Source organism: Nocardia sp. NPDC057440, from assembly GCF_042802915.1.
Classification (GTDB): Bacteria; Actinomycetota; Actinomycetes; order Mycobacteriales; family Mycobacteriaceae; genus Nocardia.
This window is the reverse complement of the sequence record NZ_JBHVDF010000004.1, coordinates 116,434-142,147: the sequence shown is the minus strand read 5'-3', so window position 1 is coordinate 142,147 and position 25,714 is coordinate 116,434. Positions and strand designations below refer to the sequence as shown.

Here is a 25,714-nt window from a genome sequence, read left to right as displayed (position 1 = left end):
CGAAATCCTGAGTACCGACTACTCGAATACCGGGTCGGCGCCCCGAACGGCCGGTTGTTGTCGAACTGACCGGCGCACCGCCGGTCGAGCGAGCGCGCGAATCATCGTGGCCGAGAATCTCGGGTGCGAGCGGGAACCAGTCGGCACTGCCGTCCGACTCAGTAGTCAGGCAGCAGACAGCGCTGCGGACTCCGCGGGAGGACTCATGAAACGCGCCATCGTGCCGGCACTGGCCGCAGGCATCCTCGCCCTCACGGGCTGCACGACCACGGTGCCCGAATCCTCCCCGGCAGGCGATAGCTCCTTCGCATCGACCGAGGGGATCACGCGCTATCCGATCACCCTCGATAACTGCGGCAAGCCCTACACCTACACCGAGGCCCCCGAACGCGCGGTCGTCATGAACGGCGGTTCCGTCGGCGAGGTCTCGTCGCTGATCGCGCTGGGCGTCGGCAATCGGATCCTGGCCAATGCCCAGTCCTACGGCTTCTCCGATGTCCCCGGCCGGGCCGCGGCCATCGCTGCCCTTCCCACCGGCGGCATCACCTACAACAGCATGCAGGACATCCCGCGCGAGGCCATGCTCGCGCAGCACGCGGACTTCGTGCTCTCCACCGGCGGGGGCGGCTTCGCCGCCGACCATGGCTTCGCCACCCGCGAGCAATTGGCCGCCGCGGGCGCGAATACCTATGTGCCACACACGAACTGCGGCGCGTCCGGAGCGGTGACGGGAACACCCAGCGTCGATGACAGCTATACGATGCTGCGCGACCTCGGCGCGGTCTTCGACGTACCGGGCCGCGCCGAACAGCTCATCGGCGAATCGCGGCGCAAGATCGCCGACACCGTCGCCGCAGTCGCGGGGGCGCCCAAGAAGAGCGTGCTGCTCGTCTTTCCCGGTATGGGAATGGGTGACGCGGGCGATTTCTCGGCCATCGCGGCGGGCGGAATCTGGAACGACATCATCGACAAGGCCGGTGCGGTGAACCCGTTCAACCGCACCGACGGCACCACCTTCGTGACGATCAGCAAGGAACAGCTCGCCGTGACACCGATCGACGGTGTGATCGTGGTGAACTATCGCAATCCCGATATCGACGCGGCGGCCCGGCGGATCCTCGATCAGTTCCCGCAGTGGAATGCCGCCAAGAACACGACCTATGTGGCGCTCTCGGATTCGATCTATCTCGGTCCAAGCAACGACATCGCGGTGGACAAGATCGCCCGGCTCGTGCACCCCGAGCAGTTCTGACCGATGCCGCCCATCGCCGCTGCGTCGTCTCCGCGCTCGCCGGAATCCGGTCTGCAGCGCCTCGGGTCCCGGCTCCCGTGGGGCGGTCGGTCGAACCGTACGCGCGCGCCCTTCGCCGGGACTCCACTGCCCGTCGCGATCGCCGTATCGGTGGGCGTGCTGTGCGCTGTGATGCTGGTGTCGGTCAGCGCCGGATCGGTCACCGTTTCTCTCGCCGACACCGGGCGGGTGATCTTCGCCCATGTCAGCGGTAAGACACCCGGTGTCGGGTTCACCGTCGACCAGATCGTATGGAACTACCGTGTGCCGCGCGTCATCCTCGCCGCGCTGTGCGGTTGCGGCCTGGCCGTCTCCGGGATGATTCTGCAAGCGCTGGTGAACAATCCGCTCGCCGACCCCTACGTCCTCGGCCTGTCCTCGGGCGCCTCGCTCGGCGCGGTGACGGTGATGGTTTCCGCGGGAGCGGCGCTCGGCGGCGTCGGCGTCTCCACTGCCGCGTTCCTCGGCGCGATCCTCACCGCCGCAGTGGTATTCGCGCTCGGGCAGCGTCGTGGCACGGTGGCGCCGATCCGCCTGGTCCTGGCCGGCGTCGCCGTCGGCTATCTCTTACTGGCGGCGACGAACTACCTCCAGTTGCGCGCAACGCCCAACGAACTGCGCGCGGTGATGTTCTGGACCATGGGCAGTGTCGCCGGGGCGAGCTGGGAGCGACTCGGTCCGGTCACGGTGGTGGTGCTGCTCGTCGTCGCCGTGGTGCTGACCTTCGGCCGTCGGCTGAATGCGCTCGGCACCGGCGACGAACAGGCCACCGCCCTCGGTGTCGACGTGCGCACGACCCGGATCATCCTGCTGGTGCTGGCCTCCCTGCTGACCGGCACGCTGATCGCGGTCGCGGGCGGAATCGGGTTCGTCGGCTTGATGATCCCCCATCTGGTGCGCCTGAGCTTCGGTATGGACCACCGCCGCGCGCTGCCGCTGTCGGCATTGCTCGGCGGCGCCTACCTCGTTGCGGTGGACTTGCTTTCACGCACCGTCGCCGCCCCCGATGAACTACCGCTCGGCATCTTCACCGCCGCGTTCGGCGCACCGTTCTTCCTGTGGCTGCTGCGCCGCGACGGGGGCCGGACATGACCGAGAACTCCTCCGAATCACCTACTGCCGGAACGACTGTCGCTTTCGACAACGGCACGCCCCCCGGCGGCGCGATCGCACCGGCCGCCGAACTGTCTGTCACCGGGGTGACCGTCACGTTCGGCAATTCTCCCGCGCTCGATGCGGTGACAATGCAGGTCCCTCCGGGCTCGATCGTCGGCGTGGTCGGGCCCAACGGCAGCGGAAAGACAACCCTGCTGCGCACGATCTACCGTTCGCTGCGACCCGATAGCGGCGCGGTGCTGATCGACGGGGCCGACATCACCGCGATGTCCGTGCGCACCGCGGCGCGCTCGACCGCGGCGGTGCTGCAGAGTGGCGCCGGATCACCGGAGCTGACCGTCACGGAAATGGTTGAGCTGGGACGCAACCCGCACCACGCATTGTTCAGCCGCGATACCGCCGACGATCGCGCGGCCGTCACAGCGGCGATGGCCGAAACCGGTGTGACCGCCTACGCCGACCGCTCCGTCGGGTCGCTCTCCGGCGGCGAGCGCCAACGCGTCCTGCTGGCCAGAGCGCTCGCGCAACGTCCACGCCTGCTAGTCCTCGACGAACTCACCAACCACCTCGACGTCCGCGCCCGCTTCGAACTGCTCGACCTGGTCCGCTCCACCGGCATCACCACTCTCGCCGTTCTGCACGAACTGGACCTGGCCGTCCGCTACTGCGACCAGCTCGTCGTCCTGCACCACGGTCGCGTCGTCGCCGCGGGCCCGGTCCTCGATGTCATGACGCCAGCCCTCCTACGCACCGTCTTCGGCGTCATCGCCACCACCACCCGCCACGACGACCACACCATCCGAATCAACTACGCCGCCACCCCCCTTGCCGCCCAGCCATGACATCGACCTCGACGAGCCGAATATCACTGCGCGGGCTACTCGACGGGCACCGCGGCCATGTTCCGATCGACGAGACGGGCTCGGCCGTTGGCACTGCGATGGGCGGTGAAACGGGTTGCGGCGATGCGGCCTTCGTGAGCGCGGACTACTCCCGAGCGGACCGCACCGGCGGGGCAGCCGCATATCGCCACGACCTCGGCGTAGGTGCGGGGAACTTCGGTCTCCCCGTGGACGACAATCTCGACGTGGAGTGCAAAGTGTGCCGGACGGCGCTGTCGGCTCGGATCGATGGCGAACGTGAAACCGTTCCCGCGGCGCGGGTGGACGAGCATCTGGAACAGTGCATCGAGTGCTGCTCCTGGTACGTCGCGGCGGTGGAGACCACGCGGCTGCTGCGCCGCGGCTCCGGGTACGCACCCGATCTCACCGCCGCGATCTTCGCCGCCGCCGACCTGGACCGGCCGCGGCCCTCGCTCGGGTCGTGGATGACCGCCTGGTTCGCGTCCTGGCGCACCGCGCTGACCTCCTCGCGCACCGTATGGACCCGGCTGCTGCTCGGTGTACTCGGCGGCGTGCAGTGCGGCTTGGCGATCGGCCAGGTCGCGGGGGCAGATTTCGGCATGAGCCACCAGCACGGCAGCGATCTGACCCGGCACCTGCTGAACGAAAGCACCGCGTGGAGCCTCGCGATCGGCATCGGCTTCATCTACTGCGCGTTGCGGCCGTGCGCGACCTCGGGCGTGCTGCCGGTGCTCGGTGTACTGGTCGCGACGCTGACGGCGTTCGTGATCGGCGATCTGAACTCGGGGGTCGTGCCGCTGTCGCGTGTCCTGTCCCACGGTGTCCTCGTCGTCGCACTCGTGTTGGTCGTTGTCGTGCACCGCACCCGACGACCGCAAACCTCGCCACCCTCGCGCACCACCAGCAGCCCGCCCACCGAACTCGTCCTGCCGCCCGGCGCCCAGCTCGGCCGTCGCACCGGCCACCTCAGATCGACCCGAGATCCCGCCGCCTGACCGAACGGAAACATGAGCACCGACGTCGCATTTCCGGAATCCGCCACCCGTACCGAACCCACCGCCCGCCTCTCGCTCGCCGTCTCCGGCATGAGCTGCGCGGCCTGTGCGACCCGGGTGGAACGCAAGCTCAACAAGGTAGCCGGCGTGACCGCCTCGGTGAACTACGCCACCGGTGTGGCGACCATCGATGCCACCGGCGACGTGACGGCCGAACAACTGTGCGCCGATGTCGAATCGGCGGGCTATGGCGCGGAACCTGTTGTCGCGCATACGGGCCGGATCGATTCGGCTCCCGAGGACGCGGCCGTCGCCGATCTGTTCCGCCGCCTGGTTGTCGCGTTGCTGCTGTTCTTCCCCCTTGCCGACCTGTCGGTGATGTTCGCGACCGTGCCGGCCACCCGGATCTCCGGCTGGCAAGTGATGCTGACGGTGCTGGCGTTGCCGGTGGTGGTGTGGTCGGCGGCGCCCTTCCACCGGCGCGCCTTCCACGGCGCGAAAAGCCTTGCCGCGAGCATGGACACGCTGGTCTCGGTCGGAGTGATCACCGCGACGCTGTGGTCGTTGGACACCATGTTCCTGCATTCGGATCGCGCACAGCCCGCACCGGACGGGGTGTGGGACGCGATCTGGTCCAGCGATTCCATCTATCTCGAGGTCGCCGCGGGCGTCACCGCGTTCGTCCTCGCCGGTCGGTATTTCGAGGCGAAGGCCAAACGGACGGCAGGCAGCGCGCTGCGAGCGCTGGCCGCGCTCGGTGCTCGCGAGGTGACCGTGCTGACCCGTGGCGATCACGAAATGCGAGTGCCGATCGGCGAACTCGTCGAGGGCCAGCGGTTCGTCGTGCGCCCCGGCGAGACCATTGCGACCGACGGCCTGGTGGTGTCCGGCGGATCCAGCGTCGACGCGAGCGCGATGACCGGCGAATCCATCCCGGTGGATGTGACGCCCGGGATGGAGGTCATCGGCGGCACCACCGCGTTGACAGGACGGCTGATCGTGGAAGCCGCTGTGGTGGGCGCGGATACGAAGTTGTCGGGGATGATCCGGCTGGTCGAGCAGGCTCAGACCGGGAAGGCGCGCATGCAGCGGGTGGCCGACCGGGTGTCGTCGGTGTTCGTGCCCGTCGTTTTCGCGATTGCCGCCGGTACCTTCGTGACGTGGCTGCTGACCGGCGCCGGCGCGGAGAAGGCAGCGGCAGCCGCACTCGCGGTACTTGTCGTCGCGTGCCCGTGCGCCTTGGGGCTGGCGATTCCGACGGCATTGATGGTGGCGTCCGGACGCGGCGCACAGCTCGGCATCTTCATCAAAGGCCACCAGGCACTGGAAGCCACGCGGGATGTGGACACCGTGGTGCTCGACAAGACCGGGACCGTCACCAACGGCGCGATGAGCGTTGTCACGGTATCCGTGGTCGGGGCAGCGACGGTGAACGACACGGCGCCGGTGGACAGCGCGACAACCGCGGACAGCACGGTAGCTGTAGGCAACACGGCGACCGCCGATGGCTCGGACCGCGACGTGATCACCGAATCCGAGGTGCTGCGGCTGGCCGGTGCCGTCGAAGCGGCCTCCGAGCATGCCGTCGCGGCGGCCATCACCCGATATGCGAAGGAACTGCTCGGCGAACTGCCCGCGGTCGAATCCTTCACGGCGCTACCGGGATTGGGCGCCAGCGGCGTAGTGGGAAGCAAGATCGTGTCCGTCGGCCGACTGCGTCTGCTGAACGAACAGGGCGTCGAGGTTCCCCCGTCGTTGAATCGCATCGTGCGGCAGCAGGAACGGGCCGGGCGCACGGTGGTGCTCGTCGTCGTCGACGGCCTCGCCCGCGCGGTGATCGCGGTGGCCGACACGGTGAAGGAGACGGCCGCCGACGCGGTCGCCCGGCTGCATCGACTCGGACTGCGCACCATGATGTTCACCGGCGACAACGCCTACGCGGCCCAATCGGTCGCCGACGAGATCGGCATCGCTGAGGTTGTCGCCGAACTGCTTCCGGAAGGCAAGGTCGAGCTGATCGCGGGCCTGCAGGAACAAGGCCACCGCGTCGTCATGGTCGGCGACGGCATCAACGACGGCGCCGCCCTCGCCACCGCCGACCTCGGCATGGCCATCGGCGCAGGCACCGACGTCGCCATCGCCGCGGCCGACGTCATCCTGGTCCGCGACGACCTCGGCGCCGTCGCCGACGCTATCGAACTGGCCCACGCCACCCTGCGCACCATCAAGGGCAACCTCGCCTGGGCCTTCGGCTACAACGTCATCGCCATCCCCATCGCCGCCCTCGGCTACCTCAATCCCCTGATCGCAGGCGCGTCCATGGCATTCTCATCGTTCTTCGTCGTCTCCAACAGCCTCCGCCTGCGCCGAGCCCGCTTCCGGCAGTGAGCGCAGCTCGCATCCGCGGCCTCGAAGTCGCACGTGGTCACTACAGCGAAACGACTTCTTTCCTGGCGCCGAATGGACCTCGGCCTGCCGCCGCCGAAGCGCGAAAAACGGCGAGCACGACCCGCGGTCAGCGGCGGGTGGCGGCCAGCTGCTCGAGCATGGCGTTGTACGCGGCGAGGTCGGAGTCGGCGTAGGCGTCGTCCTTGCGGTCGCTGCGCACGGCGGTGCGGCGATCCTGGGCTACCCATTGGGACAGAAGTGCGCCGACGACGAGCAGAATCGGGACTTCGCCCGATACCCAGGCGATTGCGCCGCCGGCCCGTTGATCCGACAGGAGGTCGGTGTGCCACGGCAGGTCGAGCTGGTCGTAGAAGCGGGCGCCGATCACGGTGTTCATCGACATCACCGCGACGCCGAAGAAGGCGTGGAAGGGCATGATCGCGAACAACATGCCGAGCCTGCCCAGGTGCGGCAGCCTGCGCGGGCCGGGGTCGATGCCGATGATGCCCCAGTAGAAGAGGTAGCCGATGATCAGGAAGTGCACGTTCATCAGCACGTGACCCCAGTGGTATCGGATCAGGTTCTCGAACAGCGGCGTGAAATACAGACCATAGAGCGAGGCGACGAACGCGGCGATCGCCGTGCCTGGATGCGCGATGACCGCGGTCGGCCGGGAATGCAGAAGCCGCAGCACCCATTCGCGCACACCGGGTACCTCGTCTCGTCCAGCGGCGGGCACCGCGCGCAATAACAGCGTCATGGGAGCACCGAGCACCAGGAGCACGGGCACGAACATGTTCAACGCCATGTGCGTGATCATGTGCACGCTGAACATGGCATAGCCGTAGCTGCCGATACCCGACGACGTCGAAATCAGCAGGACCGCACAGCCACTCACCCAGGAGGTCGCACGCCACTGCGACCAGCTGTCGCCACGTCGGCGCAGCCTCAGCACCCCCGCCGCATACAAGACGGCACCGGCGACGGCCGCGGTCGCGAGCACGATATCGAAGCGCCACACTGCCATCAGCCGGATCGCATCGGGCTGTTGCGGCAGGTTGAAGCCGATGAACACCTCTTGCGCGGTGAACGTCCGATCGGCGAAGGCGGGCGCGGGCTGGACCGCCATCGCCACTATCGTCGTCAGCGCGACCGCGGAAAGTGCCGCGACACCGCCGATCAGGAGCACCAGCCGGGCACGTGCGGAATCCGAGGAAGCGCCGCGGCTCGACACCGCCGCGATCCGCCGCACCGTCACCGCGACACCGATCGCGAGGACAACTGCCACCATCGCGAGCCGCCCGTATCCGGATGCCGGTACCGCTGACCATGGCAACAGCACAGCCGCGAGCACCAGCCCGCTAGCGACGGCCGCCACCAGACACAGCCGGGCGATCGTCACACAGCGCCGCACCGCGATGGCGACGTGAGATCCGTTGCGCCACACCTGCGCCGCCACGCACCAGGCCAGGCCGGGCAGTATCGACACCGCGATCTGGAAGATGATCATCGCGCCGGTGGCGTAGTCGTGGTCAGGTCCCTCCCCCGCATTGCCGACCAGCACCGGTGGCAGCACCGCGATGGCCGCCGACGCGGTCCACGCCGCCAACCCGACCCAGGACAATGTCAATCGAGTGGCGAGGGTCAAGACACCGCCGAACGCCGCGACGACGATCCATGCCTTCGGTTTCTCGCTCGCATCGATCAGCGCACCGAGCGCACCGAGTCGGAACACCGCCGCTGTCGACAGGCCTGCCGCATTGCCCGCAGTGACCGGAACCAGCAGCAAGGCCGACACCGACCACACCGCTGCCGCCCGCTCGGCGACCCGGACTCCGGCGTACCCGTCGACATCGACCCGGCCGCCCGCCGTGACGGCGGTGCAGCACACCGCGTAGACCAGGGATCCGAGCGTGACCGCGCCCGCGAGCGCGGCCACCACCCGAAGCACCACATACCCGAGCACATCCCCGATGCCGGGATAGGCGGTGCCCGCTTCTCGATAGGGCAGTTCGCCCGCGCCGAGAACCGATCCGACAATGAGTACCAGCGAAACGAGCGCCGCCGCACACCAGATGACGTGGACTGTCGAGCGCTGCACCTGCACGTTGTCGTCCACCAATCCCTTGGAAAGTCCTGCGTGGGAAACCGGCCCTCGTCCAGCCGTCGGCTGGACTCGCGCGAAAGTTCCCGAGGCCCACGGGAAATCGGCTCGATGAGACGAGCGTCACAGACTACCGTCGTCGAATCGGGTCGGGTGGTCGTTATCCGACTGCGTGCGCCCGCGGTGATCGGGATGTGCTGGTAGCCGCGCAGGTTCACCAGCGAGCGGCGGGGGTTGGAGAAATCAGGTGACGTTCGCGCTCATTCCGCCGGAGATGGTCACAGCTTCACCGTTGAAGTGGCGGCCGTGATCGGAAACCAGCAGCAGCACCGCCTCCGCGACTTCGGCGGGATCGATCAGGTCGCCGTTCGGCGGGCCGGAGTTGAACATCTTCATGGCGTCTTCGCGGGTCGGATTTTCGATGTCCGGCATCAGGTGTCGCCACATGGCGGTGTTTTGGATCATGTCGGTGTCCACGCCGGAGGGCAGGACCGCGTTGACGGTGATCCCGTGCTCGACCACTTCCAGTGACAACGATTTGACCAGACCCAGCACCGCCCATTTGGCCGCGGCGTAGTGGCCGGCGCCCTTGACGCCCATCCGGCCGACAATGGAGGAGGTCGCCACGATTCGGCCCCACCGGCGTTCGATCATGTACGGGACCACGGCGCGGAAGCTGTGGAATACGCCGGTGAGGTTGACGTCGATCATGTCCTGCCAGGTCTGCTCGTCCATCTCCGCGACGGGCGAATTGGACGAGATGCCGGCATTGGCGACGAGGATGTCGATACGACCGAACTCGTCGATGGCCTGCTCGGCCACCGCGTTCATCTCCGGCCCGCTGCGCACGTCGGCCTTGATCGCCACACAGCGGCGGCCTGTTTCCGCCACCAGTTTTGCGGTCTCGGCGAGATCGGCGTCGGAACTCAGCGGGTAGGGGACGGTGGCGATCGGTCCGGCGATATCGCACAGCACGATGTCCGCGCCCGCGGCGGCGAGCGCCACCGCATGGGCGCGACCTTGGCCGCGCGCTCCACCGGTGATCACAGCTACTTTTTCGTCGAGATTCCCCATCGTTCTACCCCCTATCCGTGCATGGCCCGGTAGGCCCACCCATCGTCGCACGATCGAATCGGCCACCGGGCGCCAATGGCGGAAAGCGCCCATTTCGGAGATCGAAAAGGCGCATAATCCGGACACAGGCTGGTCGGCGGTTGGGAAGGTGGCGACGGCCGTGAGTACTACTACTCGAATACAAGCTGTTCGACCGTATCCGCAGCGTGTGGGGCCGAAGGGGTCCTACCTCTGGAAAATGATCACCACCACCGATCCGAAGGTGCTCGGGGTCATGTATTTGACCACCGCGATGAGTTTCTTCTTCATCGGCGGCCTGATCGCCCTGCTGATGCGCGGTGAGCTGGCACGGCCCGGCATGCAGTTCCTCTCGCCGGAGCAGTTCAACCAGCTGTTCACCATGCACGGCACGATCATGCTGCTCTTCTATGCCACCCCGATCGTGTTCGGTTTCGCCAATGCCGTTCTGCCACTGCAGATCGGTGCACCCGATGTCGCCTTCCCGCGGCTCAACGCGTTCAGCTACTGGCTGTACCTGTTCGGTGCGACCATGGCGACCGCGGGGTTCCTCACCCCGGGCGGCCCTGCCGATTTCGGGTGGACCGGCTATACCCCGCTGAGCACCTTCGAGCACGCGCCCGGCGTCGGCGCGGATCTGTGGATCATGGGTCTGGCCGTCTCCGGTCTCGGCACCATCCTCGGTGGCGTCAACATGATCACCACCGTCGTCTGCCTGCGCGCCCCCGGTATGACGATGTTCCGGATGCCGATCTTCACCTGGAATATTCTTGTCACCAGTGTGCTTGCGCTACTCGCCTTTCCGATTCTGACCGCGGCGTTGATGGCGCTGGCGTTCGACCGGCATCTGGGCGGGCACATCTACGACACAGCCACCGGCGGAGTTCTCTTGTGGCAGCACCTGTTCTGGTTCTTCGGCCACCCCGAGGTGTACATTGTCGCGCTGCCGTTCTTCGGGATCGTCACCGAGATCTTCCCGGTGTTCAGCCGCAAACCGCTGTTCGGATACAGCACGCTGGTGTACGCGACGCTATCGATCGCCGCGCTGTCGATGGCGGTGTGGGCCCACCACATGTACGCGACCGGGGCCGTGTTGCTGCCGTTCTTCTCGATAATGACCTTCCTGATCGCGGTCCCGACCGGTGTGAAGTTCTTCAACTGGATCGGCACCATGTGGCGCGGTCAGCTGACCTTCGAGTCACCGATGCTGTTCTCCGTCGGGTTCCTCGTCACGTTCCTGTTCGGTGGGCTTTCCGGCGTCGTCCTGGCCTCTCCGCCACTGGACTTCCATGTCACCGACAGCTATTTCGTGGTCGCGCACTTCCATTACGTGCTGTTCGGCACGATCGTGTTCGCGACCTTCGCGGGCATCTACTTCTGGTTCCCCAAGATGACCGGTCGCATGCTCGACGAGCGGCTGGCCAAGTGGCATTTCTGGACCACGCTGATCGGGTTCCACGCCACGTTCCTGGTGCAGCACTGGCTGGGCGCCGAGGGCATGCCGCGGCGCTACGCGGACTACCTGCCCGGCGACGGGTTCACCACGCTGAACACGATCTCCACGATCGGTGCGTTCATTCTCGGCGCTTCGATGCTGCCGTTCGTCTGGAACGTCTTCAAGAGCTTCCGCTACGGCGAAGTGGTCACCGTGGACGATCCGTGGGGCTACGGCAACTCCCTGGAGTGGGCGACGACCTGCCCGCCGCCGCGGCACAACTTCTACGAACTGCCGCGTATCCGGTCGGAGCGTCCGGCGTTCGAGTTGCACTACCCGCACATGGTCGAGCGCATGCGCGCCGAGGCATACAGCGGCTGGGGCTCCGGCGGACAACATGCCACTGAGCTGCGCGAAGAGACGCGGGCGGCGGTAGCCACCGACGGTGAACCCGGTACGCGGCCACCGGAGACCCGCGCGCCGGACGCCTCCGCGCCGTAGCCGACCCGCCTCGCTAGGGTCGTGCCGTGACAGCACCCGACTCCTCCCGCATGTACGACGGGCGTCCTGTCGCAGACCGCAGGGCCCAGCGACGGGCGCAGTTCCTCGCCGCGGGGCTCGAGCTGTTCGGTGAGAGCGGCTATCAGGACAACTCGATCACCGCGCTGTGCCGGGCCGCGGGCCTGGCGCGCAGCCAGTTCTACGAGCACTTCCACAACCGTGAGGAGCTGCTGCTCGCCGTCTTCGACATGATCCAGGAGGAGGCGAGGCAGGCAGTGGCCGAGGCGGTCGACCTGACCGAACCCGGTGATAGCGTCGGCTGGGCGCAGGCCGCTGTGCGTGCCTATGCCGAATCGCTCGGGCGCGACCCGCGCCGGGCGCGGATCTCACAAATCGAGATCGTCGGCGTCAGCGAACGGGTCGAACAGCACCGCATCGACCAGCGTGAGGCCTGGATGACATTCTTCGCCGATCAGTGCACACGCACCCTCGGACCGGACTTTGTCCCGCCGGGCGGCTACCGGGCGGCGGCGACCGGGTTCGTCGGCGCACTGAACGCCCTCGTGCACCAGTGGAGCACCGGTGACTCGCGCCTCGACCTGGCGGCCGTCACCGAGGTGCTGACCCGATTCCTGACCAGCCTGACGACCGTCAGCGAGTAGCCCGACCGTTCGTCGTCGCCCGAATGTTCTCCCGGACCGCCGCCAGATCCGGGTAACCGTTGACAGCCATCAGCAGATCCGCTTCCGCCAGGATCATCCGCAGCACGTGGATCAGACCGGGCACCCCGGCCAGCGCGAGGCCATAGACGTACGGACGCCCGATGCCGACCATCGTCGCGCCGAGCCCGAGCGCTTTGACCACGTCGGAGCCCGACCGCACGCCGGAGTCGAAAAGCACGGGCACCCGGTCATCGCAGGCCGCCACCACGGCGGGCAGCGTCTCCAGTGCGCTGAGGCCGCCGTTGGCCTGCCGCCCACCGTGATTCGAGCAATAGATGCCGTCGACGCCGCCGTCGATGGCGCGGCGGGCATCGTCGGGGTGCGAGATGCCCTTGAGCACGATCGGCAGATCGGTCAAGGACCGTAGCCACTCCAGATCCGACCAGGACAGCGGGTTACCGAAGGTTTGAATCCAGTTCAGGATGATGGTTTGCGGGTCGTCGGACCCCACCATCTTCTGGAACACCGGATCGGAGGTGTAGTTCTTCAGTACATGCCCGCGCAGCTGTGGGAAGTTGCCCGTCGCGAGATCACGCGGCCGCCAGCCGGGAATCCAGGTGTCCAGGGTGACCGTGATGCCGCGGTATCCGGCCGCCTCGGCCCGGCTCACCAGGCTCGCGGCGAGGTCGCGATTCTTGGGCGTGTAGAGCTGGAAGAAGCTGGGCGTCGCACCGGCGTGTGTGACGACCTCTTCCAGCGGGTCCTCCATCAGGGTGGAAAACACCGCGGGCACACCGGTTTTCGCGGCGGCCTCGGCGACCGCGATGTCGCCGTGCTTGTCGCCGACCAGTCCGATCACGCCGACCGGGGCCATGAAGATCGGGCTCGGGAAGGTTATTCCCCACGCGGTGACCGACAGATCGCGCTCGGTCGCGCCGACCAGCATGCGCGGCACCAGGCCCCAGTCAGCGAAGGCATCCACATTGCGGCGCTGGGTCAGCTCGTCGCCCGCACCACCCGCGATGTAGGAATGCAGCGAATCCGGCAACGCGGCGGCGGCCTTGGCCTCCAGAGTGGCGTAGTCGGCGGGGAACTCGGGCGGATGCCCGCTCAGCGCGCCGAAATAGATCTCGTTCTGATAATCGGCGAACGCCATCGTTGCGCCTTTCCGTCGGTCGGCTGGACGATAGGAGGGTCGAGCCTCCCTCGCCGAATATTAGACGCTACTGTCCATCATCAAGGCCGGAGTAGTCGCGAAACATTCGACGAGGGCGCAGTGAAGGAGACTGTGCGTTGCCTCACAGTTTCGCGGGCCGACCGGCCACCCAAGGTGGTGTCCGGAACTGAAAACAGATTGTGAGTACTACGCCGTGGATCCCGACTACCTCGACAGACACCGTGACCACGACACCGCGCTGGTTTGTCAGATCACCAGCCTGCCGTTGCGTCGCCTGATGCGCCATGCACTAGGTCTCTCCGAGGAGTCCATGGACCTACTCACCGCCGTCACCGACCGCCTACGCACCGCCGAAGGTGCGCTGGCGGACCCCGCGACCATGGGCGAGTGGTAGCCGGTCCGTTCCTCGACGCAGGCCTGGTGCTCGAGGGATTCACTGAGGGCGGCGACCCGACCCCGACCGTTCTCGCGGTCAGCGCACGCAGCCCGTCGACTGATCCGCTGTGCCGGAGTGGAAGCAGTCCAGGAAATTCCGAACGGGAGCCGCTCAGATGTCCCGCTTCCCGAGCAGTTCGTCCACGAGCGCGGTGGAATGGGTGGCCGAGCGCATTCGTGGGTGGTCGAGGACCTCGCGCAAGAAGTCTCGTGTTGTCTCCACGCGGGCGCCGGATATCCGGAATTCGGCGAGTGCTCGTTGCATGCGTGCGAGGGCCAGGTCGCGGTCGGGCGCCCAGACGATGACTTTGGCCAGCAGCGAGTCGTAGTGCGGCGGTATCTGGTAGCCGGCGTGCACGTGCGAGTCCACCCGGACGAAAGGTCCGCCGGGAGGGGTGAACTCGGACACCATTCCCGGGGCGGGTGCGAAGTCGGCGGCCGGGTCCTCGGCGTTGATACGACATTCGATGGCCGCGCCGCGGACCGAGATCTGGTCCTGGGTGTACCCCAGTGGCGCACCGGCGGCGATTTTGATCTGCTCGGCGATCAGGTCGATGCCGGTCACCATCTCGGTGACCGGATGTTCCACTTGGATGCGGCAATTCACCTCCATGAAGTAGAAGTTGCCCGCCCTGTCGACCAGGAACTCCACCGTGCCCGCGCCCACGTAGCCCGCCTCCAGCACACCGTCGACGGCTGCGCGGCCCATGCGTGCGGCCAGCCCGTCGGGCAGCCGCGGCGCGGGGGACTCCTCGATGAGTTTCTGGTGACGGCGCTGCACCGAACAATCGCGCTCACCGAGGTGGACGCCCGCTGCGTGCCCGTCGCACAACACCTGGACCTCGACGTGTCTGGCGCCCTCCAGATACCGCTCGAGGTAAACCCTGCTGTCTCCGAACAACATTCGCGCGGTCGCACGGGTCTCCTGGAAGGCGCGCCGGAACGCCGAACTGTCACCGACCACCTGCATGCCGCGACCGCCGCCACCCGCGACCGCCTTGATGATCACCGGGTAACCGATCCGATCGGCAAGTGCGTGGGCCGCGTCGAGGTCGAGCGGGTCGAGGCTGCCGGGCAACAACGGCAGTCCGGCTTTCGCCATCAACGTGCGCGCGGACTGCTTGTCACCGAGCTGCGCCATCACATCGGCGGGCGGGCCGATGAGCGTGATGCCCGCCGCCCGGCAGGCATCCGCGAAATCCGGTGACTCCGAGAGGAATCCGTATCCGGGATGGATCGCGTCCGCGCCGGTCAACTCGGCGGCGGTCAGGACGGCCGCGGCATTGAGGTAACTGCGTTTCGCGGCGGCGGGACCGATCTGCACCGCTTCATCGGCGAGGCGGACCACCGCCGAATCGCGGTCGGCGACCGAATGCACGGCCACCGTGCGCACGCCCATTTCCCGGCAGGTACGCGCGACCCGCAACGCGATTTCGCCACGATTGGCGATCAAGACCTTGTCGAACATGACGGCTCCCGATCCCCTACGCCACCGACCGGACCTGGGCCTGCCGCCGCACGCCGAAGCGCCGGAAGCGCGCCCGCCGTTCCGCGGCGACGTCCTCGCCGCTACGGCCGCTCAACTCGCGCAGGTTCGCGACGAGAGCGCGATGCAACTGGTTCGCGGCCGCCAGCGGCGCACCGCCCACGTCGTCGCCGGGTTCGGGCAACACCGCGTCCACGACACCGAGCCGCAGCAGGTCACGCGCCGTAAGGCACAGCGCCGCAGCGGCATTCGGCGCGGCGGCCGGATCGTTCCACACGATCGCCGCACACCCCTCCGGACTGATCACCGAATAGGTGCCGTTGGCGAACATCAGCACCCGGTTGGCGACGCCGAGCGCCAGCGCGCCACCGCTGCCGCCCTCGCCGATGACCACGCTGATCACAGGCACTCGCAACGCGGACATCAGGCGGATGTTCTCAGCGATGACGATCGCCTGCCCCTGCTCCTCCGCGGTCGCGCCCGGGTACGCACCGGGGGTATCGATCAAGGTGATCACCGGCAGCCCCAGTTTCTCGGCGAGGCGCATGAGCCGCGCCGACTTGCGGTAACCCGCGGGGGTCGGCATGCCGAAGTTGCGTGCCATCAACTCCTTCGGCTCGTGGCCCTTCTGCTGTCCGATCACCATGACCGGCCGATCATCCAACCACGCCGGACCACCGACGACCGCCGCGCAATCACCGGAGATCCGGTCGCCGCGCAATTCCACAAAGCCCTCGAAGGCGAGCGCGAAGTAGTCGAGCGCGGTCGGTCTGCTCGGCCTGCGCGCTCTGCGCACCTGGACCCAGGGATCGGTCTCGGAAACGAGGTCAGGATCGGTGATGGTGCCAGGATCGGACAGAGCGGGCCCCGCGGCGGCGGCCACCGGCGTCACGATGCGCAGCAGCGAGCCGAGCGCCTGCCGCAGTCCCGATCTCGGCACGATCATATCGATGAGCCCGCGTGCGAGCAGGAATTCCGCGGTCTGGAACTCGGCGGGCAATTCCTGCCGGATCGTCTGCTCGATCACCCGCCGCCCGGCGAATCCGAGTCGCGCGCCCGGCTCGGCGATGAGGACGTCGGACAGCGTTGCGAAGGAAGCCGCCACGCCGCCGTAGGTCGGGTCGGTGATCAGGGTGATGGTCAGAATGCCCGCACGATCGAGTTGTTCGAGCGCGGCGCTGGTCTTGGCCATCTGCATCAGCGACAGCGCGCCCTCCTGCATGCGAGCGCCGCCGGACGCGGTGACGATCAGCAGCGGAATGCACTCGGCGAGCGCGGTTTCCGCGGCCTCGGTGATCATTTCACCGACAGCGGTGCCCAGGCTGCCGCCGAGGAAGCGGAAGTCCATGGCCGCGATGATCACCGGGTTGTCCTCGATCGTCGCGAATGCGCAGAGCACACCATCGGGCATCCCGGTGCGGGCCCGCGCCGCGGCGAGCCGGTCCCGGTAGGGCTTGGTGTCGGTGAAGTCGAGCGGATCGTCGTCGGTCGAGGCGACGGCGAACGGTTCGAAGCGTCCGCCGTCGGCGAGTTGCTCGATGCGCTGCTGCGCGGTGATCGGGGTGTGCTTGCCGCATTCGGCGCAGACGCCCAGGTCGCGGGCGAATCGTTTGCCGTACAGCGGAATCCGGCAGCCGGGGCAGAGTATCCACTCCGCGGCGCCGTTACTGTCTGCTGACATCTTCACGCGTTTCTCCTGTGCTCGATAACGCCGGCCACGTGATTACTGCGCACAGCTTCCGCGCGCCCGCTAGAGAACAACTGGACTCGCGGGCTCGAGTGAGGTTCGAGGGCGCCATCGGATGCTTGGTGCCGATCAACACTGGATTGGCGAGAACCTCGTCGGCGTGAAGGGAGATACAGCTATGCACACCTTCGTCACCGGTGGTGCGAGATGACCCGCCGTGTCGTCGTCACCGGACTCGGCGTTCGCGCGCCGGGCGGATCCGGCAAGGACGAGTTCTGGAAACTGTTGTCCTCGGGCCGCACCGCCACCCGCCGGATTTCGTTCTTCGACGCCTCGCCCTATCGATCCCAAGTAGCAGGCGAAGCAGACTTCGATCCGGTGCTGGAGGGTCTGTCGCCCCGAGAGATTCGGCGGATGGACCGTGCCGTCCAATTCGCTGTCGTGTGTGCGAGGGAGGCTGTGGCCGACAGCGGGCTGGACATCGGATCGCTCGACCCGCACCGGCTCGGCGTCAGCCTCGGCAGCGCGGTGGCCGCGGCGACCAGCCTGGAACAGGAATACCTGGTGCTGTCGGATTCCGGGCGGAACTGGCTGGTCGACCAGAACTACTTGTCGCCCCACATGTTCGACTACATGATCCCGAGCGTAATGCCCGCGGAGGTGGCCTGGAGTGTGGGCGCCGAGGGGCCGGTCGCGATGGTCTCCAACGGCTGCACTTCGGGTCTCGACTCGGTCGGGCATGCGGTGCAGTTGATCCGCGAGGGCTCAGCGGACGTCATGCTCGCCGGTGCGTCCGACACCCCGATCACCCCGATCGTGGTGGCCTGTTTCGACGCGATCAAGGCGACCACCTCCCGCAATGACGAGCCTGAAGTGGCCTCCCGCCCGTTCGACAACTCCCGCAACGGGTTCGTGCTCGCTGAGGGCGCGGCGATGTTCGTACTGGAGGAGTACGAGAGCGCCCGCGCCCGCGGCGCGCACATCTACGCGGAGATCTCCGGCTACGCGACCCGGTGCAACGCCTACCACATGACGGGCTTGAAGGCCGACGGCCGGGAAATGGCCGAGGCGATCCGGGTGGCGCTCGACGAATCGCAGATCGACCCCACCGAGGTCGACTACATCAATGCGCACGGCTCCGGCACCAGGCAGAACGACCGGCACGAAACAGCAGCGGTGAAGCGCAGTCTCGGCGCGCACGCGTACGAGACCCCGATGAGTTCGATCAAGTCGATGGTCGGCCACTCGCTCGGCGCGATCGGGTCGGTCGAGATCGCGGCCTCGCTACTGGCCCTGGAGTACCAGGTGGTGCCGCCGACAGCGAACCTGCACGAACCCGATCCGGAATGCGACCTGGACTACGTGCCGCTGGTCGCGCGCGATCACCGGATGGACACCGTGCTCACCGTCGGCAGCGGGTTCGGCGGATTCCAGAGCGCCATGGTGCTGCGCCACCCGAAGGGTGCGGCGGCATGACTCTGGTGACGGGAATGGGGGTCATCGCCCCCAACGGCCTCGGCCCGGAGCGGTTCTGGGACGCGGTCCTGGAGGGTCGCGGCGGGATCGCGCCGCTCACCCGGTTCGACACGAGTGGTGCCACGGCGCGATTGGCCGGGCAGATCACCGATTTCGAGGCGGCCGAGCACCTGCCGAGCCGGCTGCTCCCACAGACCGATGTGTCGACCAGAATGGCTCTGGTAGCGGCGCAGTGGGCATTGGACGACGCGAAGGTGGACACCGCGGCGCTCACCGACTACGACATGGGGGTGGTGACCGGAAACGCCTCCGGCGGTTTCGAATTCACCCACCGCGAGTTCAACAAGCTGTGGTCGCTCGGCTCGCAGCATGTGAGCGTGTACGAATCCTTCGCCTGGTTCTATGCGGTGAACACCGGCCAGATCTCGATCCGGCACGGCATGCGCGGCCCGAGCAGCGCGCTGGTCGCCGAGCAGGCGGGCGGCTTGGACGCGATCGGGCACGCACGGCGCACGGTGCGGCGCGGCACCCCGCTGGTGGTGACCGGCGGCGTCGATTCGGCGCTCGACCCGTGGGGTTGGGCTTCGCACGTCTCCAGCGGTGCGGTCAGCACGGCTTCCGAACCGTCGCGCGCATACCTGCCTTTCGATGTCGCCGCCGCGGGTTATGTGCCAGGCGAGGGCGGCGCGATGCTCGTGGTGGAGGATGCGGCGGCCGCGCGAGCGCGCGGCGTGCCCAAGGTACACGGCGAGATCGCCGGGTACGCCTCGACTTTCGATCCGCCACCGGGCTCGCAGCGCCCCTCGGGTCTGCGCCGTGCGGCCGAGCTTGCGCTCGCGGACGCGGGGCTGCGACCCGACGAGATCGACGTCGTATTCGCCGACGCCTCCGGGATTCCCGATCGCGACCGCGACGAGGCCGCCGCGATCGAGGCGATTTTCGGGGCGGACGGTGTACCGGTGACCGCCACCAAACCACTGACGGGCCGACTGTTTTCCGGTGCGGGCCCCCTCGACATCGTGACCGCGCTGCTGTCGATGCGCGACGCGGTGATCCCACCGACCGCCCACACCACCGAACTGGCCGAGGACTACCGGATCGATCTGGTGCTCGGTGCCGCACGGCCCGCCGATGTCGGTGCGGCCCTCGTCCTTGCCCGTGGCCGTTGGGGTTTCAACTCCGCGGTCGTCGTACGCACCGTGTCCGTCTAATCCGCAGCACTTCGAGGAGCCGACCATGACCATGACCATCACAGCACTGCGACAGATCCTCGTGGAATGCGCGGGCGGCGACGAGATCGAGGAGCTGAACGGCGACATTTCGACCGTCGATTTCGACCAGCTCGGCTACGACTCGCTGGCGTTGATCGAGACCGCGTCGCGGATCCAGCGCGATTTCGGGGTGATGATCCCGGAGGAGCAACTCATCGATGTCAAGACGCCGCAGGAACTGATCGATATCGTCAACGACCAGCTGCGTGGTGCGGCATGAGCGCGCTCGCCCGGGACATGCGCCATACCCAGGTCATCAAGGCTGCGCCGGAGATCGTCTACGACCTGGTGGCCGATGTGACCTGCTGGCCGGTGGTTTTCGGACCGAGTGTGCTGGTTCGCCACCTGCATCGTGGACCGGACGAAGAGCGATTCCGGTTGTGGGCCACCGTCAATGGCGAGGTGACGAACTGGACCTCGCGACGGGTGCTCGACCGGGATCAACGCCGGATCTCGTTCGAACAGGAACGCAGCCGCGCGCCGATCGCGTCCATGGGCGGCGGCTGGACTTTCCGCGAGCTCGACCCCGGCGTCACCGAAGTGACGTTGGACCACCGCTTCACCGTGGTGGACGGCGCCGACCCCGCCCTGGTCGCCGGCGCAGTGGACCGTAACAGCGTCAGCGAGCTCACGGCGCTCGCGCGCATCGCGGAGCTGGGACATCCGATCGACGACGTCATCCACACCTTCGAGGACACCGTGGTGCTCGATGCCTCCGCCGCTGAGCTCTACGACTTCATCTACCACAGCGAACGGTGGCCCGAGCACGTCCCGCATGTCAGCAGAATCGAGCTCACCGAGGACGCCGAAGGCGTCCAGCTGATGGAGATGGACACGGTGACGGCGGGCGGGATCGCGCACACCACCAAGTCGGTGCGCGTCTGTGTCGACGGCGCGCGGATCGACTACAAGCAGTTGATGCCGCCCGCCATGCTCTTCGGGCACAGCGGCGCTTGGGAATTCGCCGATGGCCGGGACGGCGCGGTGGTGACCGCACGGCACACGGTCGCGATCAACCCGGAGCGTGCGCGCGAAATCCTCGGCGCGGACACCGATCTGGCCGATGCGCGGGCCTATCTCGGTGAGGCCCTCGGTACCAACAGCCGCAACACGCTGTTGTGCGCGGTGCGGTTTGCCGCGGCCCAGCAGGCCGACGCTACGAAGTCACCGAGATGACCTCGACCCGACTACCCCAGCTCGCCGCGCCGGTCGTGCGTGAAGTCGCCGATCACGTCTTCGCCTACACCCACGGTCGCGGCGGCTGGTGCGTCAGCAACGCGGGCGTCCTGGCGGGGACGAACGGCGCGCTGGTGATCGATACCCTGGCTACCGAAGGCCGCACGCGCGCACTGGTCGACTTCGTCGACGGCTTAGGAGTCGGCCCGGCCAGGACAATCGTGAACACCCACCACCACGGCGATCACAACTTCGGCAACCATCTCTTCGGTCCCACCGCGGTGGTGCTCGGCCACGACCGCATCCGCCCCGAGATGATCGACACCGGCCTCGCGCTGACGCAGCTCTGGCCGGACGTGGCGTGGGGCGATGTGCGAGTCACGCTGCCCACCATCACCTTCACCGACCGGATCACCGTGCACGTCGGCGACCGCCGGGTCGAACTGATCCACCTCGGTCCCGCCGCGCACACCACCAACGACGTGGTCGCCTGGCTCCCGCAGGAGCGCGTCCTGTTCGCAGGCGACATCGTCATGTCCGGCGCGGCCCCGTTCTGCCTGATGGGATCGATCAGCGGCTCGCTCACCGCCGTCCGCAGGCTCACGGCGCTCGGCGCGAAAACCGTTGTCTCCGGGCATGGCCCGGTGACAGGTGCGGAAGTGCTCGCACAGACGGCCCGTTATCTACAGTGGATCCAGGAGCTCGCGGCCGAGGGTCGCTCGCTCGGCCTGACTCCGCTGGAGGTCGCACAGCAGGTCGACCACGGTGAGTTCACCGACCTTGTCGACGCCGAACGGATCGTCGGAAACCTGTATCGCGCTTACGCGGAACTCGACGGCGGACCAGCGGGCGAACCGCTCGATGTGCTGTCGATTTTCGGCGAGATGGTCGCCTACAACGGGGGCAGACTACCGACCTGCTACGCATGACGGCCGAGGACATAGACTCCCGCCGTGGGGTACTTCCTGAGTCTGTACATAGTCGACCTCAATACGGTCGACGAAGTGGTCGGGTCAAAGGACGACGGTCATTTCGCGCGTATTTCAGCCGAGTGCGCCGAGACCATCGCTCAGCTGGACGAGGACTATGTCGGGCAGATCGCCGATGGCGCGCCCACCGCGGCACAGGCACTACGGACGGTGATCGACGGTGGCCCGTTCGAGCAGCGGTACGCCAACGATTACCTGGACGTCTACGAGAGCATGTGTTCGGTTTTCGGTGCGGCACTCGACGACCTGTGGGGGCCGCTGCAGTTCGACTGGCCTGCCCGGGTCGATAAAGGCCTGGCGGCCTTGGGAATGCGAGTCAGTGTCCGCGCCTTCGCGGGAAATCGGCTGCCGGCCGGGCTACCGCATCCGACGCAGGCAGGCTGCGGCGAGTGGGCCGAACAGGATTGTTTGGCCGCACTCGACCGATGGTCCGCGACGCTCCCCGAGCAGCGCGCCGCGCTGGAACCGGATGTGCTCGAGGGAATCGAAGACTGCGTGGCGTGGATGCGGGAGGTCAAGCGGTTCCCCGGCACCAGCATCGTGGGGTTCTGGGGCTGAGGATCGGTCGGCTCGAGCGTGATTCGAGCGGCGCCGCGCAGGGTGAGACCCATGAACGCAACCGATTTCGTCGGGACCTGGCAGCTGGTGTCCTACTTCGATATTGATGACTCGGATACGCGCAGCGAAGGGCCGCTCGGCGAGGCGCCGCGCGGGCTGCTGATGTACGAGCCGCACGGGCACATGTCGGTGAGCATGATGCGGACCGACGGAGCCGTCGGGGCGAATCCGTTCATGGGGTACGCGGGTACCTGGCGGCGATCCGGTCAGGACATGGTGCACGCGATCACCGTGTGTTCCAATCCCGCCTGGGCCGATACCGAACAGGTGCGGCAATACACGCTCGCCGGCGACACACTCACCTTGATCGGCACAGCGCAGGTCGACGGCCGGACCCAGCGTCGAGTGCTGACCTGGCGGCGGGTCCGGCTCGTCGCCTGAACCCGCCGCCGTCTCTACCTGTCCCGCGCCAATTCTCAATCCGGCGCGTAGGAGAACAGCGCGTCATCGAACTGCACGGGTTCGTTGTCCTCTGTGAGTACACCGGTGATTACTCCGCTCACCTGCGCGGTCACCGGGATCATCAACTTCATCGCCTCGACGATCGCGATCTGCTGGCCCGCCGAAATCCGATCGCCCACCGCGACGAACGGTTCGGCGCCCGGTTCCGGGCAGCGGTAGAACACCCCGACACTCGGCGCGCGAACCACCGGGTCGACCGGTGTGACCTCTTCGACGCCAACACTTTCCGGTACTTCGGTCAGCACCGCCGCCCCTGGCACCGGCGCGGCGGCGGCAACCGCCCACTCCGCCTCGACCGTCACCTCCCCGACTTGGATCCGCAGGGCGCTCGGCTGTCGCGGAAATCCGGCGAGCAGCCGGAGCGCGCCTGTCTGTATCGCCTCGAGGGTGCGCAGAAAATCGTGCTGCTCGTCCGCAAGGTTCTCTTCTACTGTCGTCATCGCTGGAGACCTTTCGACCAGATCAGTAATTGCCGAGTCCGCCACAGACATTCAGCGCCTGAGCGGTGACCGCTCCCGCGCCGGGGCCGATCAAGTAGTCGACCATGGCCGCCACCTCGAACGGCTGCACATAGCGCCCGATCGGCACCCTGGCGCTGACTCGGGCGTGCACCTCGTCGGTGTCCACGCCCCACAGCCCGGAGTAGACCTCCCGAACCCGTTCTGCCATGGGGGTTTCCACGAAACCGGGGCACACCGCGTTCACGGTGATCCCGGTCTTGGCGAGCTCGAGCCCGAGCGCTTTGGTGAACCCGACAACGCCGTGCTTGGACGCCGAATACGGCGCACCGTGCACGACGCCCTGTTTGCCACCGGTCGAGGCGATGTTGACGATGCGCCCGCTGCCGCGCTCGAGCATGCCGCCGGCGGTCAGCGCCGCTTTTGTCATCAGGAAGACGCTGTTGAGGTTGGTATTGATCACGTCGAACCACAGCTCGTCGGTCACCTCGGCGGTCACCCCGCCACCGCTGCGGCCCGCGTTGTTGACCAGGATGTCGATCGGACCGTACCGGCCGACACCCGCCTCGACGAACTCCCGCACCTGCGCGGGGTCGCCGACGTCGCAGACGGCGCCGTCGACCTCATTGCCCTCCTCCTGCAGATCCTTGATCGTGTCGGTCAGCCGCTCCTGATCCCGAGCACAGATGAACACCGAGATACCCTGACCAGCAAGATTTTTGGTGATTTCCAGGCCCATACCACTGGTCGCTCCTGTCACCAGCGCGACGCGCCGACTTTCCGCCATGACTCCTCCATCGCTCGAATACTCGAACTCGCCGGGTTCTTCGACCTCCAGACTCGTCCGGGCTCCTATAGCTCTGGTCAACCCCGCCGCAGGGCAGTCCGCCACTCGAGCAGGGCTCTAGCGTGATCGGCCACCGTGGCAGCAGAGATCCCCGTCGCACCAGGAGCGAACATGACCACTGTCGCCGCCCGGACCGAGTTGTACGCCGAGGTTCAGCAGTTCTACGCCGATCAGATGCAGCGGCTCGATAACCGCGATATCCCCGGCTACGCCGAAACCTTCACCGAGGACGCGGAATTCGAACACACTCCGGGCCGCCCTCCGTCCCGGACCAGGGCACGCATCGTGGCGGATCTCGTCGAGTTCCACAAGCGGTTCGAGACCGATCCGATGCAGCGCAGGCATTGGTTCAGCATGATCAATCTGCAGCCTCAGGAGGATGGCACCATCGTATCCACCGCGTACTGCCTGGTCGTCAAGATCCGCCCCGGCCGCGCACCGGAGATCAATCCGAGCACCGTAGTCCACGACGTTCTGGTCCGTGTCGATGGCAACCTGCTCACTCGATCGCGGCGGGTCACGCACGACTGAACATGCGACCGCGGTAGCGCGACAAGGGCCCCGGGCAGTCACCCGGGGCCCTTGTCGCGTCCACGCCCGCTCTGCGAATCTGCCAGACGTTTCTCCGTATTTAATGCGCAAACATGCTTGAAATGCTTTCATAGTGTGCACAAGAGATCACACTCTGCGATCATCGTTTGGGCGATCGCCACGCTGAACGTCACCGTGACCACGCAGGATCCGATCCCCCATGCCAGCTCCACACCGAACAGGGCGATGGTCGAGTTCACCTCGCCGTCGTTCGCGAACCTCCCGGTCTCGTGAATTCCAGGCCGGGAACCGCTGGGCGGGTGCGTCTTCCGCGCCTGCCCGGCTCCGTCGGCGCGGCGGTGCCGGTCGTCGCGCCGACGGACTCGATTGACGAAAAGCGCACTGCACCAGTCGAATCTGGTCCGTCACCGTCGCATGCACGCGGCGCTGAGCACCGTGGCTGCGCCAGGGTGGTCGTCGCGGAATGGTCTGCGGCACAGATCTTTCCTGCGCCCCGAGCCCGGCCGGATGGCCGGGAATCGTGGGGGGGGGGGGGGGGGGCGCGCGGCGCGCGGGGGGGGGGGGGGTGGGGGGGGGGGGGGGGGGGGGCCGGGCGCCCCCCCCCCCCCCCACGGAGACCAGCCCCCCACACAC

General features: G+C 67.3%; 23 protein-coding genes. 16 read left to right on the top strand and 7 right to left on the bottom strand.

The features are described from left to right. Nucleotides 1-205: 205 nt before the first annotated feature. Genes ACFU4Z_RS09660 through ACFU4Z_RS09640 form a run of 5 tightly spaced genes read left to right on the top strand, consistent with a single transcriptional unit; the run spans nt 206 to nt 6,653 of the window. A complete protein-coding gene (locus ACFU4Z_RS09660) occupies nt 206-1,252 on the top strand; it encodes an ABC transporter substrate-binding protein (RefSeq protein WP_379061028.1) in 1,047 nt (348 codons plus the stop codon). A 3-nt stretch (nt 1,253-1,255) separates the two neighbouring features. After that, nucleotides 1,256-2,383: a FecCD family ABC transporter permease gene (locus ACFU4Z_RS09655; protein ID WP_379061027.1), complete on the top strand. Its 1,128-nt coding sequence runs from the start codon at nt 1,256-1,258 to the stop codon at nt 2,381-2,383. Then, nucleotides 2,380-3,249 carry an ABC transporter ATP-binding protein gene (locus ACFU4Z_RS09650; RefSeq protein ID WP_379061026.1) on the top strand — a complete coding sequence of 290 codons (870 nt, stop codon included), beginning with the start codon at nt 2,380-2,382 and terminating at the stop codon, nt 3,247-3,249. Before ACFU4Z_RS09655 ends, ACFU4Z_RS09650 begins: the two co-directional genes overlap by 4 nt. Then, the gene (locus ACFU4Z_RS09645) at nt 3,246-4,265 is read left to right on the top strand and encodes a zf-HC2 domain-containing protein (RefSeq protein WP_379061025.1); all 1,020 of its coding nucleotides are present in this window, start codon (nt 3,246-3,248) and stop codon (nt 4,263-4,265) included. Before ACFU4Z_RS09650 ends, ACFU4Z_RS09645 begins: the two co-directional genes overlap by 4 nt. A gap of 12 nt (nt 4,266-4,277) precedes the next feature. Continuing rightward, nucleotides 4,278-6,653, top strand: a complete 2,376-nt coding sequence (locus ACFU4Z_RS09640; protein WP_379061024.1) for a heavy metal translocating P-type ATPase — start codon at nt 4,278-4,280, stop codon at nt 6,651-6,653. Between the two features lie 127 nt (nt 6,654-6,780). Here the strand turns inward: ACFU4Z_RS09640 and ACFU4Z_RS09635 are convergent, their stop codons facing one another. Both ACFU4Z_RS09635 and ACFU4Z_RS09630 read right to left on the bottom strand, forming a co-directional pair. Next, nucleotides 6,781-8,772 carry a cytochrome c oxidase assembly protein gene (locus ACFU4Z_RS09635; protein WP_379061023.1) on the bottom strand — a complete coding sequence of 664 codons (1,992 nt, stop codon included), beginning with the start codon at nt 8,770-8,772 and terminating at the stop codon, nt 6,781-6,783. 228 nt (nt 8,773-9,000) lie between these two features. Continuing rightward, on the bottom strand, nt 9,001-9,831 hold the full coding sequence (locus tag ACFU4Z_RS09630) for a mycofactocin-coupled SDR family oxidoreductase (RefSeq protein ID WP_379061022.1): 831 nt from the start codon (nt 9,829-9,831) through the stop codon (nt 9,001-9,003). A 238-nt stretch (nt 9,832-10,069) separates the two neighbouring features. On the opposite strand from ACFU4Z_RS09630, the gene ctaD reads away from it, so the two are divergent. Together ctaD and ACFU4Z_RS09620 are read left to right on the top strand one after the other, a co-directional pair. Continuing rightward, nucleotides 10,070-11,785, top strand: a complete 1,716-nt coding sequence (gene ctaD, locus ACFU4Z_RS09625) for a cytochrome c oxidase subunit I (RefSeq protein ID WP_379061021.1) — start codon at nt 10,070-10,072, stop codon at nt 11,783-11,785. A gap of 26 nt (nt 11,786-11,811) precedes the next feature. After that, nucleotides 11,812-12,447, top strand: coding sequence for a TetR/AcrR family transcriptional regulator (locus ACFU4Z_RS09620; protein ID WP_379061020.1), 636 nt, complete (start codon nt 11,812-11,814; stop codon nt 12,445-12,447). On the opposite strand, the gene ACFU4Z_RS09615 is transcribed toward ACFU4Z_RS09620, so the two are convergent. Then, complete coding sequence (locus ACFU4Z_RS09615) at nt 12,437-13,603, bottom strand: alpha-hydroxy-acid oxidizing protein (RefSeq protein WP_379061019.1); 1,167 nt, start codon at nt 13,601-13,603, stop codon at nt 12,437-12,439. The two genes, ACFU4Z_RS09620 and ACFU4Z_RS09615, sit on opposite strands and share 11 nt — an antisense overlap. A gap of 214 nt (nt 13,604-13,817) precedes the next feature. On the opposite strand from ACFU4Z_RS09615, the gene ACFU4Z_RS09610 reads away from it, so the two are divergent. After that, nucleotides 13,818-14,018, top strand: a complete 201-nt coding sequence (locus ACFU4Z_RS09610; RefSeq protein ID WP_379061017.1) for a hypothetical protein — start codon at nt 13,818-13,820, stop codon at nt 14,016-14,018. A 153-nt stretch (nt 14,019-14,171) separates the two neighbouring features. Here ACFU4Z_RS09610 and accC read toward each other — a convergent pair whose 3' ends face one another. Next, on the bottom strand, nt 14,172-15,527 hold the full coding sequence (gene accC / locus ACFU4Z_RS09605) for an acetyl-CoA carboxylase biotin carboxylase subunit (protein WP_379061016.1): 1,356 nt from the start codon (nt 15,525-15,527) through the stop codon (nt 14,172-14,174). Nucleotides 15,528-15,543: 16 nt separating this feature from the next. Then, entirely contained in the window at nt 15,544-17,226 is a 1,683-nt protein-coding gene (accD, locus tag ACFU4Z_RS09600) for an acetyl-CoA carboxylase, carboxyltransferase subunit beta (RefSeq protein ID WP_379061658.1), read from the bottom strand. A 213-nt stretch (nt 17,227-17,439) separates the two neighbouring features. Here accD and ACFU4Z_RS09595 point away from each other — a divergent pair, with 213 nt between their 5' ends. Genes ACFU4Z_RS09595 through ACFU4Z_RS09565 form a run of 7 tightly spaced genes read left to right on the top strand, consistent with a single transcriptional unit; the run spans nt 17,440 to nt 23,143 of the window. Then, complete coding sequence (locus tag ACFU4Z_RS09595; RefSeq protein WP_379061014.1) at nt 17,440-18,708, top strand: beta-ketoacyl-[acyl-carrier-protein] synthase family protein; 1,269 nt, start codon at nt 17,440-17,442, stop codon at nt 18,706-18,708. After that, nucleotides 18,705-19,919 (top strand): ketosynthase chain-length factor, encoded by a 1,215-nt coding sequence (locus tag ACFU4Z_RS09590; protein WP_379061013.1) that lies wholly within the window; start codon nt 18,705-18,707, stop codon nt 19,917-19,919. The genes ACFU4Z_RS09595 and ACFU4Z_RS09590 overlap by 4 nt, the downstream gene beginning before the upstream one ends. Nucleotides 19,920-19,944: 25 nt before the next feature. Continuing rightward, nucleotides 19,945-20,199, top strand: coding sequence for an acyl carrier protein (locus ACFU4Z_RS09585; RefSeq protein ID WP_379061011.1), 255 nt, complete (start codon nt 19,945-19,947; stop codon nt 20,197-20,199). After that, entirely contained in the window at nt 20,196-21,155 is a 960-nt protein-coding gene (locus ACFU4Z_RS09580; protein ID WP_379061010.1) for an aromatase/cyclase, read from the top strand. Before ACFU4Z_RS09585 ends, ACFU4Z_RS09580 begins: the two co-directional genes overlap by 4 nt. Beyond that, nucleotides 21,152-22,084 carry an MBL fold metallo-hydrolase gene (locus tag ACFU4Z_RS09575; RefSeq protein WP_379061009.1) on the top strand — a complete coding sequence of 311 codons (933 nt, stop codon included), beginning with the start codon at nt 21,152-21,154 and terminating at the stop codon, nt 22,082-22,084. The genes ACFU4Z_RS09580 and ACFU4Z_RS09575 overlap by 4 nt, the downstream gene beginning before the upstream one ends. 24 nt (nt 22,085-22,108) lie before the next feature. Then, nucleotides 22,109-22,702 (top strand): hypothetical protein, encoded by a 594-nt coding sequence (locus tag ACFU4Z_RS09570; RefSeq protein WP_379061007.1) that lies wholly within the window; start codon nt 22,109-22,111, stop codon nt 22,700-22,702. Nucleotides 22,703-22,753: 51 nt separating this feature from the next. After that, nucleotides 22,754-23,143, top strand: a complete 390-nt coding sequence (locus ACFU4Z_RS09565; RefSeq protein ID WP_379061005.1) for a lipocalin-like domain-containing protein — start codon at nt 22,754-22,756, stop codon at nt 23,141-23,143. Between the two features lie 35 nt (nt 23,144-23,178). On the opposite strand, the gene ACFU4Z_RS09560 is transcribed toward ACFU4Z_RS09565, so the two are convergent. Together ACFU4Z_RS09560 and ACFU4Z_RS09555 are read right to left on the bottom strand one after the other, a co-directional pair. Continuing rightward, nucleotides 23,179-23,664, bottom strand: a complete 486-nt coding sequence (locus tag ACFU4Z_RS09560) for an acetyl-CoA carboxylase biotin carboxyl carrier protein (protein ID WP_379061004.1) — start codon at nt 23,662-23,664, stop codon at nt 23,179-23,181. A gap of 22 nt (nt 23,665-23,686) precedes the next feature. Next, nucleotides 23,687-24,469, bottom strand: a complete 783-nt coding sequence (locus tag ACFU4Z_RS09555) for an SDR family NAD(P)-dependent oxidoreductase (protein ID WP_379061002.1) — start codon at nt 24,467-24,469, stop codon at nt 23,687-23,689. A 171-nt stretch (nt 24,470-24,640) separates the two neighbouring features. Between ACFU4Z_RS09555 and ACFU4Z_RS09550 the strand changes: the two genes are divergently transcribed. Further along, complete coding sequence (locus ACFU4Z_RS09550) at nt 24,641-25,060, top strand: nuclear transport factor 2 family protein (protein ID WP_379061001.1); 420 nt, start codon at nt 24,641-24,643, stop codon at nt 25,058-25,060. The last annotated feature ends 654 nt before the right edge of the window (nt 25,061-25,714 follow it).

Bases quoted from the DNA above. Each gene is read 5' to 3' on its own strand.
- ACFU4Z_RS09660 (WP_379061028.1), top strand. From the start codon at position 206: ATGAAACGCGCCATCGTGCCGGCACTGGCCGCAGGCATCCTCGCCCTC.
- ACFU4Z_RS09655 (WP_379061027.1), top strand. From the start codon at position 1,256: ATGCCGCCCATCGCCGCTGCGTCGTCTCCGCGCTCGCCGGAATCCGGT.
- ACFU4Z_RS09650 (WP_379061026.1), top strand. From the start codon at position 2,380: ATGACCGAGAACTCCTCCGAATCACCTACTGCCGGAACGACTGTCGCT.
- ACFU4Z_RS09645 (WP_379061025.1), top strand. From the start codon at position 3,246: ATGACATCGACCTCGACGAGCCGAATATCACTGCGCGGGCTACTCGAC.
- ACFU4Z_RS09640 (WP_379061024.1), top strand. From the start codon at position 4,278: ATGAGCACCGACGTCGCATTTCCGGAATCCGCCACCCGTACCGAACCC.
- ACFU4Z_RS09630 (WP_379061022.1), bottom strand. From the start codon at position 9,831: ATGGGGAATCTCGACGAAAAAGTAGCTGTGATCACCGGTGGAGCGCGC.
- ctaD (WP_379061021.1), top strand. From the start codon at position 10,070: ATGATCACCACCACCGATCCGAAGGTGCTCGGGGTCATGTATTTGACC.
- ACFU4Z_RS09615 (WP_379061019.1), bottom strand. From the start codon at position 13,603: ATGGCGTTCGCCGATTATCAGAACGAGATCTATTTCGGCGCGCTGAGC.
- accC (WP_379061016.1), bottom strand. From the start codon at position 15,527: ATGTTCGACAAGGTCTTGATCGCCAATCGTGGCGAAATCGCGTTGCGG.
- accD (WP_379061658.1), bottom strand. From the start codon at position 17,226: ATGTCAGCAGACAGTAACGGCGCCGCGGAGTGGATACTCTGCCCCGGC.
- ACFU4Z_RS09595 (WP_379061014.1), top strand. From the start codon at position 17,440: ATGACCCGCCGTGTCGTCGTCACCGGACTCGGCGTTCGCGCGCCGGGC.
- ACFU4Z_RS09590 (WP_379061013.1), top strand. From the start codon at position 18,705: ATGACTCTGGTGACGGGAATGGGGGTCATCGCCCCCAACGGCCTCGGC.
- ACFU4Z_RS09585 (WP_379061011.1), top strand. From the start codon at position 19,945: ATGACCATGACCATCACAGCACTGCGACAGATCCTCGTGGAATGCGCG.
- ACFU4Z_RS09580 (WP_379061010.1), top strand. From the start codon at position 20,196: ATGAGCGCGCTCGCCCGGGACATGCGCCATACCCAGGTCATCAAGGCT.
- ACFU4Z_RS09575 (WP_379061009.1), top strand. From the start codon at position 21,152: ATGACCTCGACCCGACTACCCCAGCTCGCCGCGCCGGTCGTGCGTGAA.
- ACFU4Z_RS09565 (WP_379061005.1), top strand. From the start codon at position 22,754: ATGAACGCAACCGATTTCGTCGGGACCTGGCAGCTGGTGTCCTACTTC.
- ACFU4Z_RS09560 (WP_379061004.1), bottom strand. From the start codon at position 23,664: ATGACGACAGTAGAAGAGAACCTTGCGGACGAGCAGCACGATTTTCTG.
- ACFU4Z_RS09555 (WP_379061002.1), bottom strand. From the start codon at position 24,469: ATGGCGGAAAGTCGGCGCGTCGCGCTGGTGACAGGAGCGACCAGTGGT.
- ACFU4Z_RS09550 (WP_379061001.1), top strand. From the start codon at position 24,641: ATGACCACTGTCGCCGCCCGGACCGAGTTGTACGCCGAGGTTCAGCAG.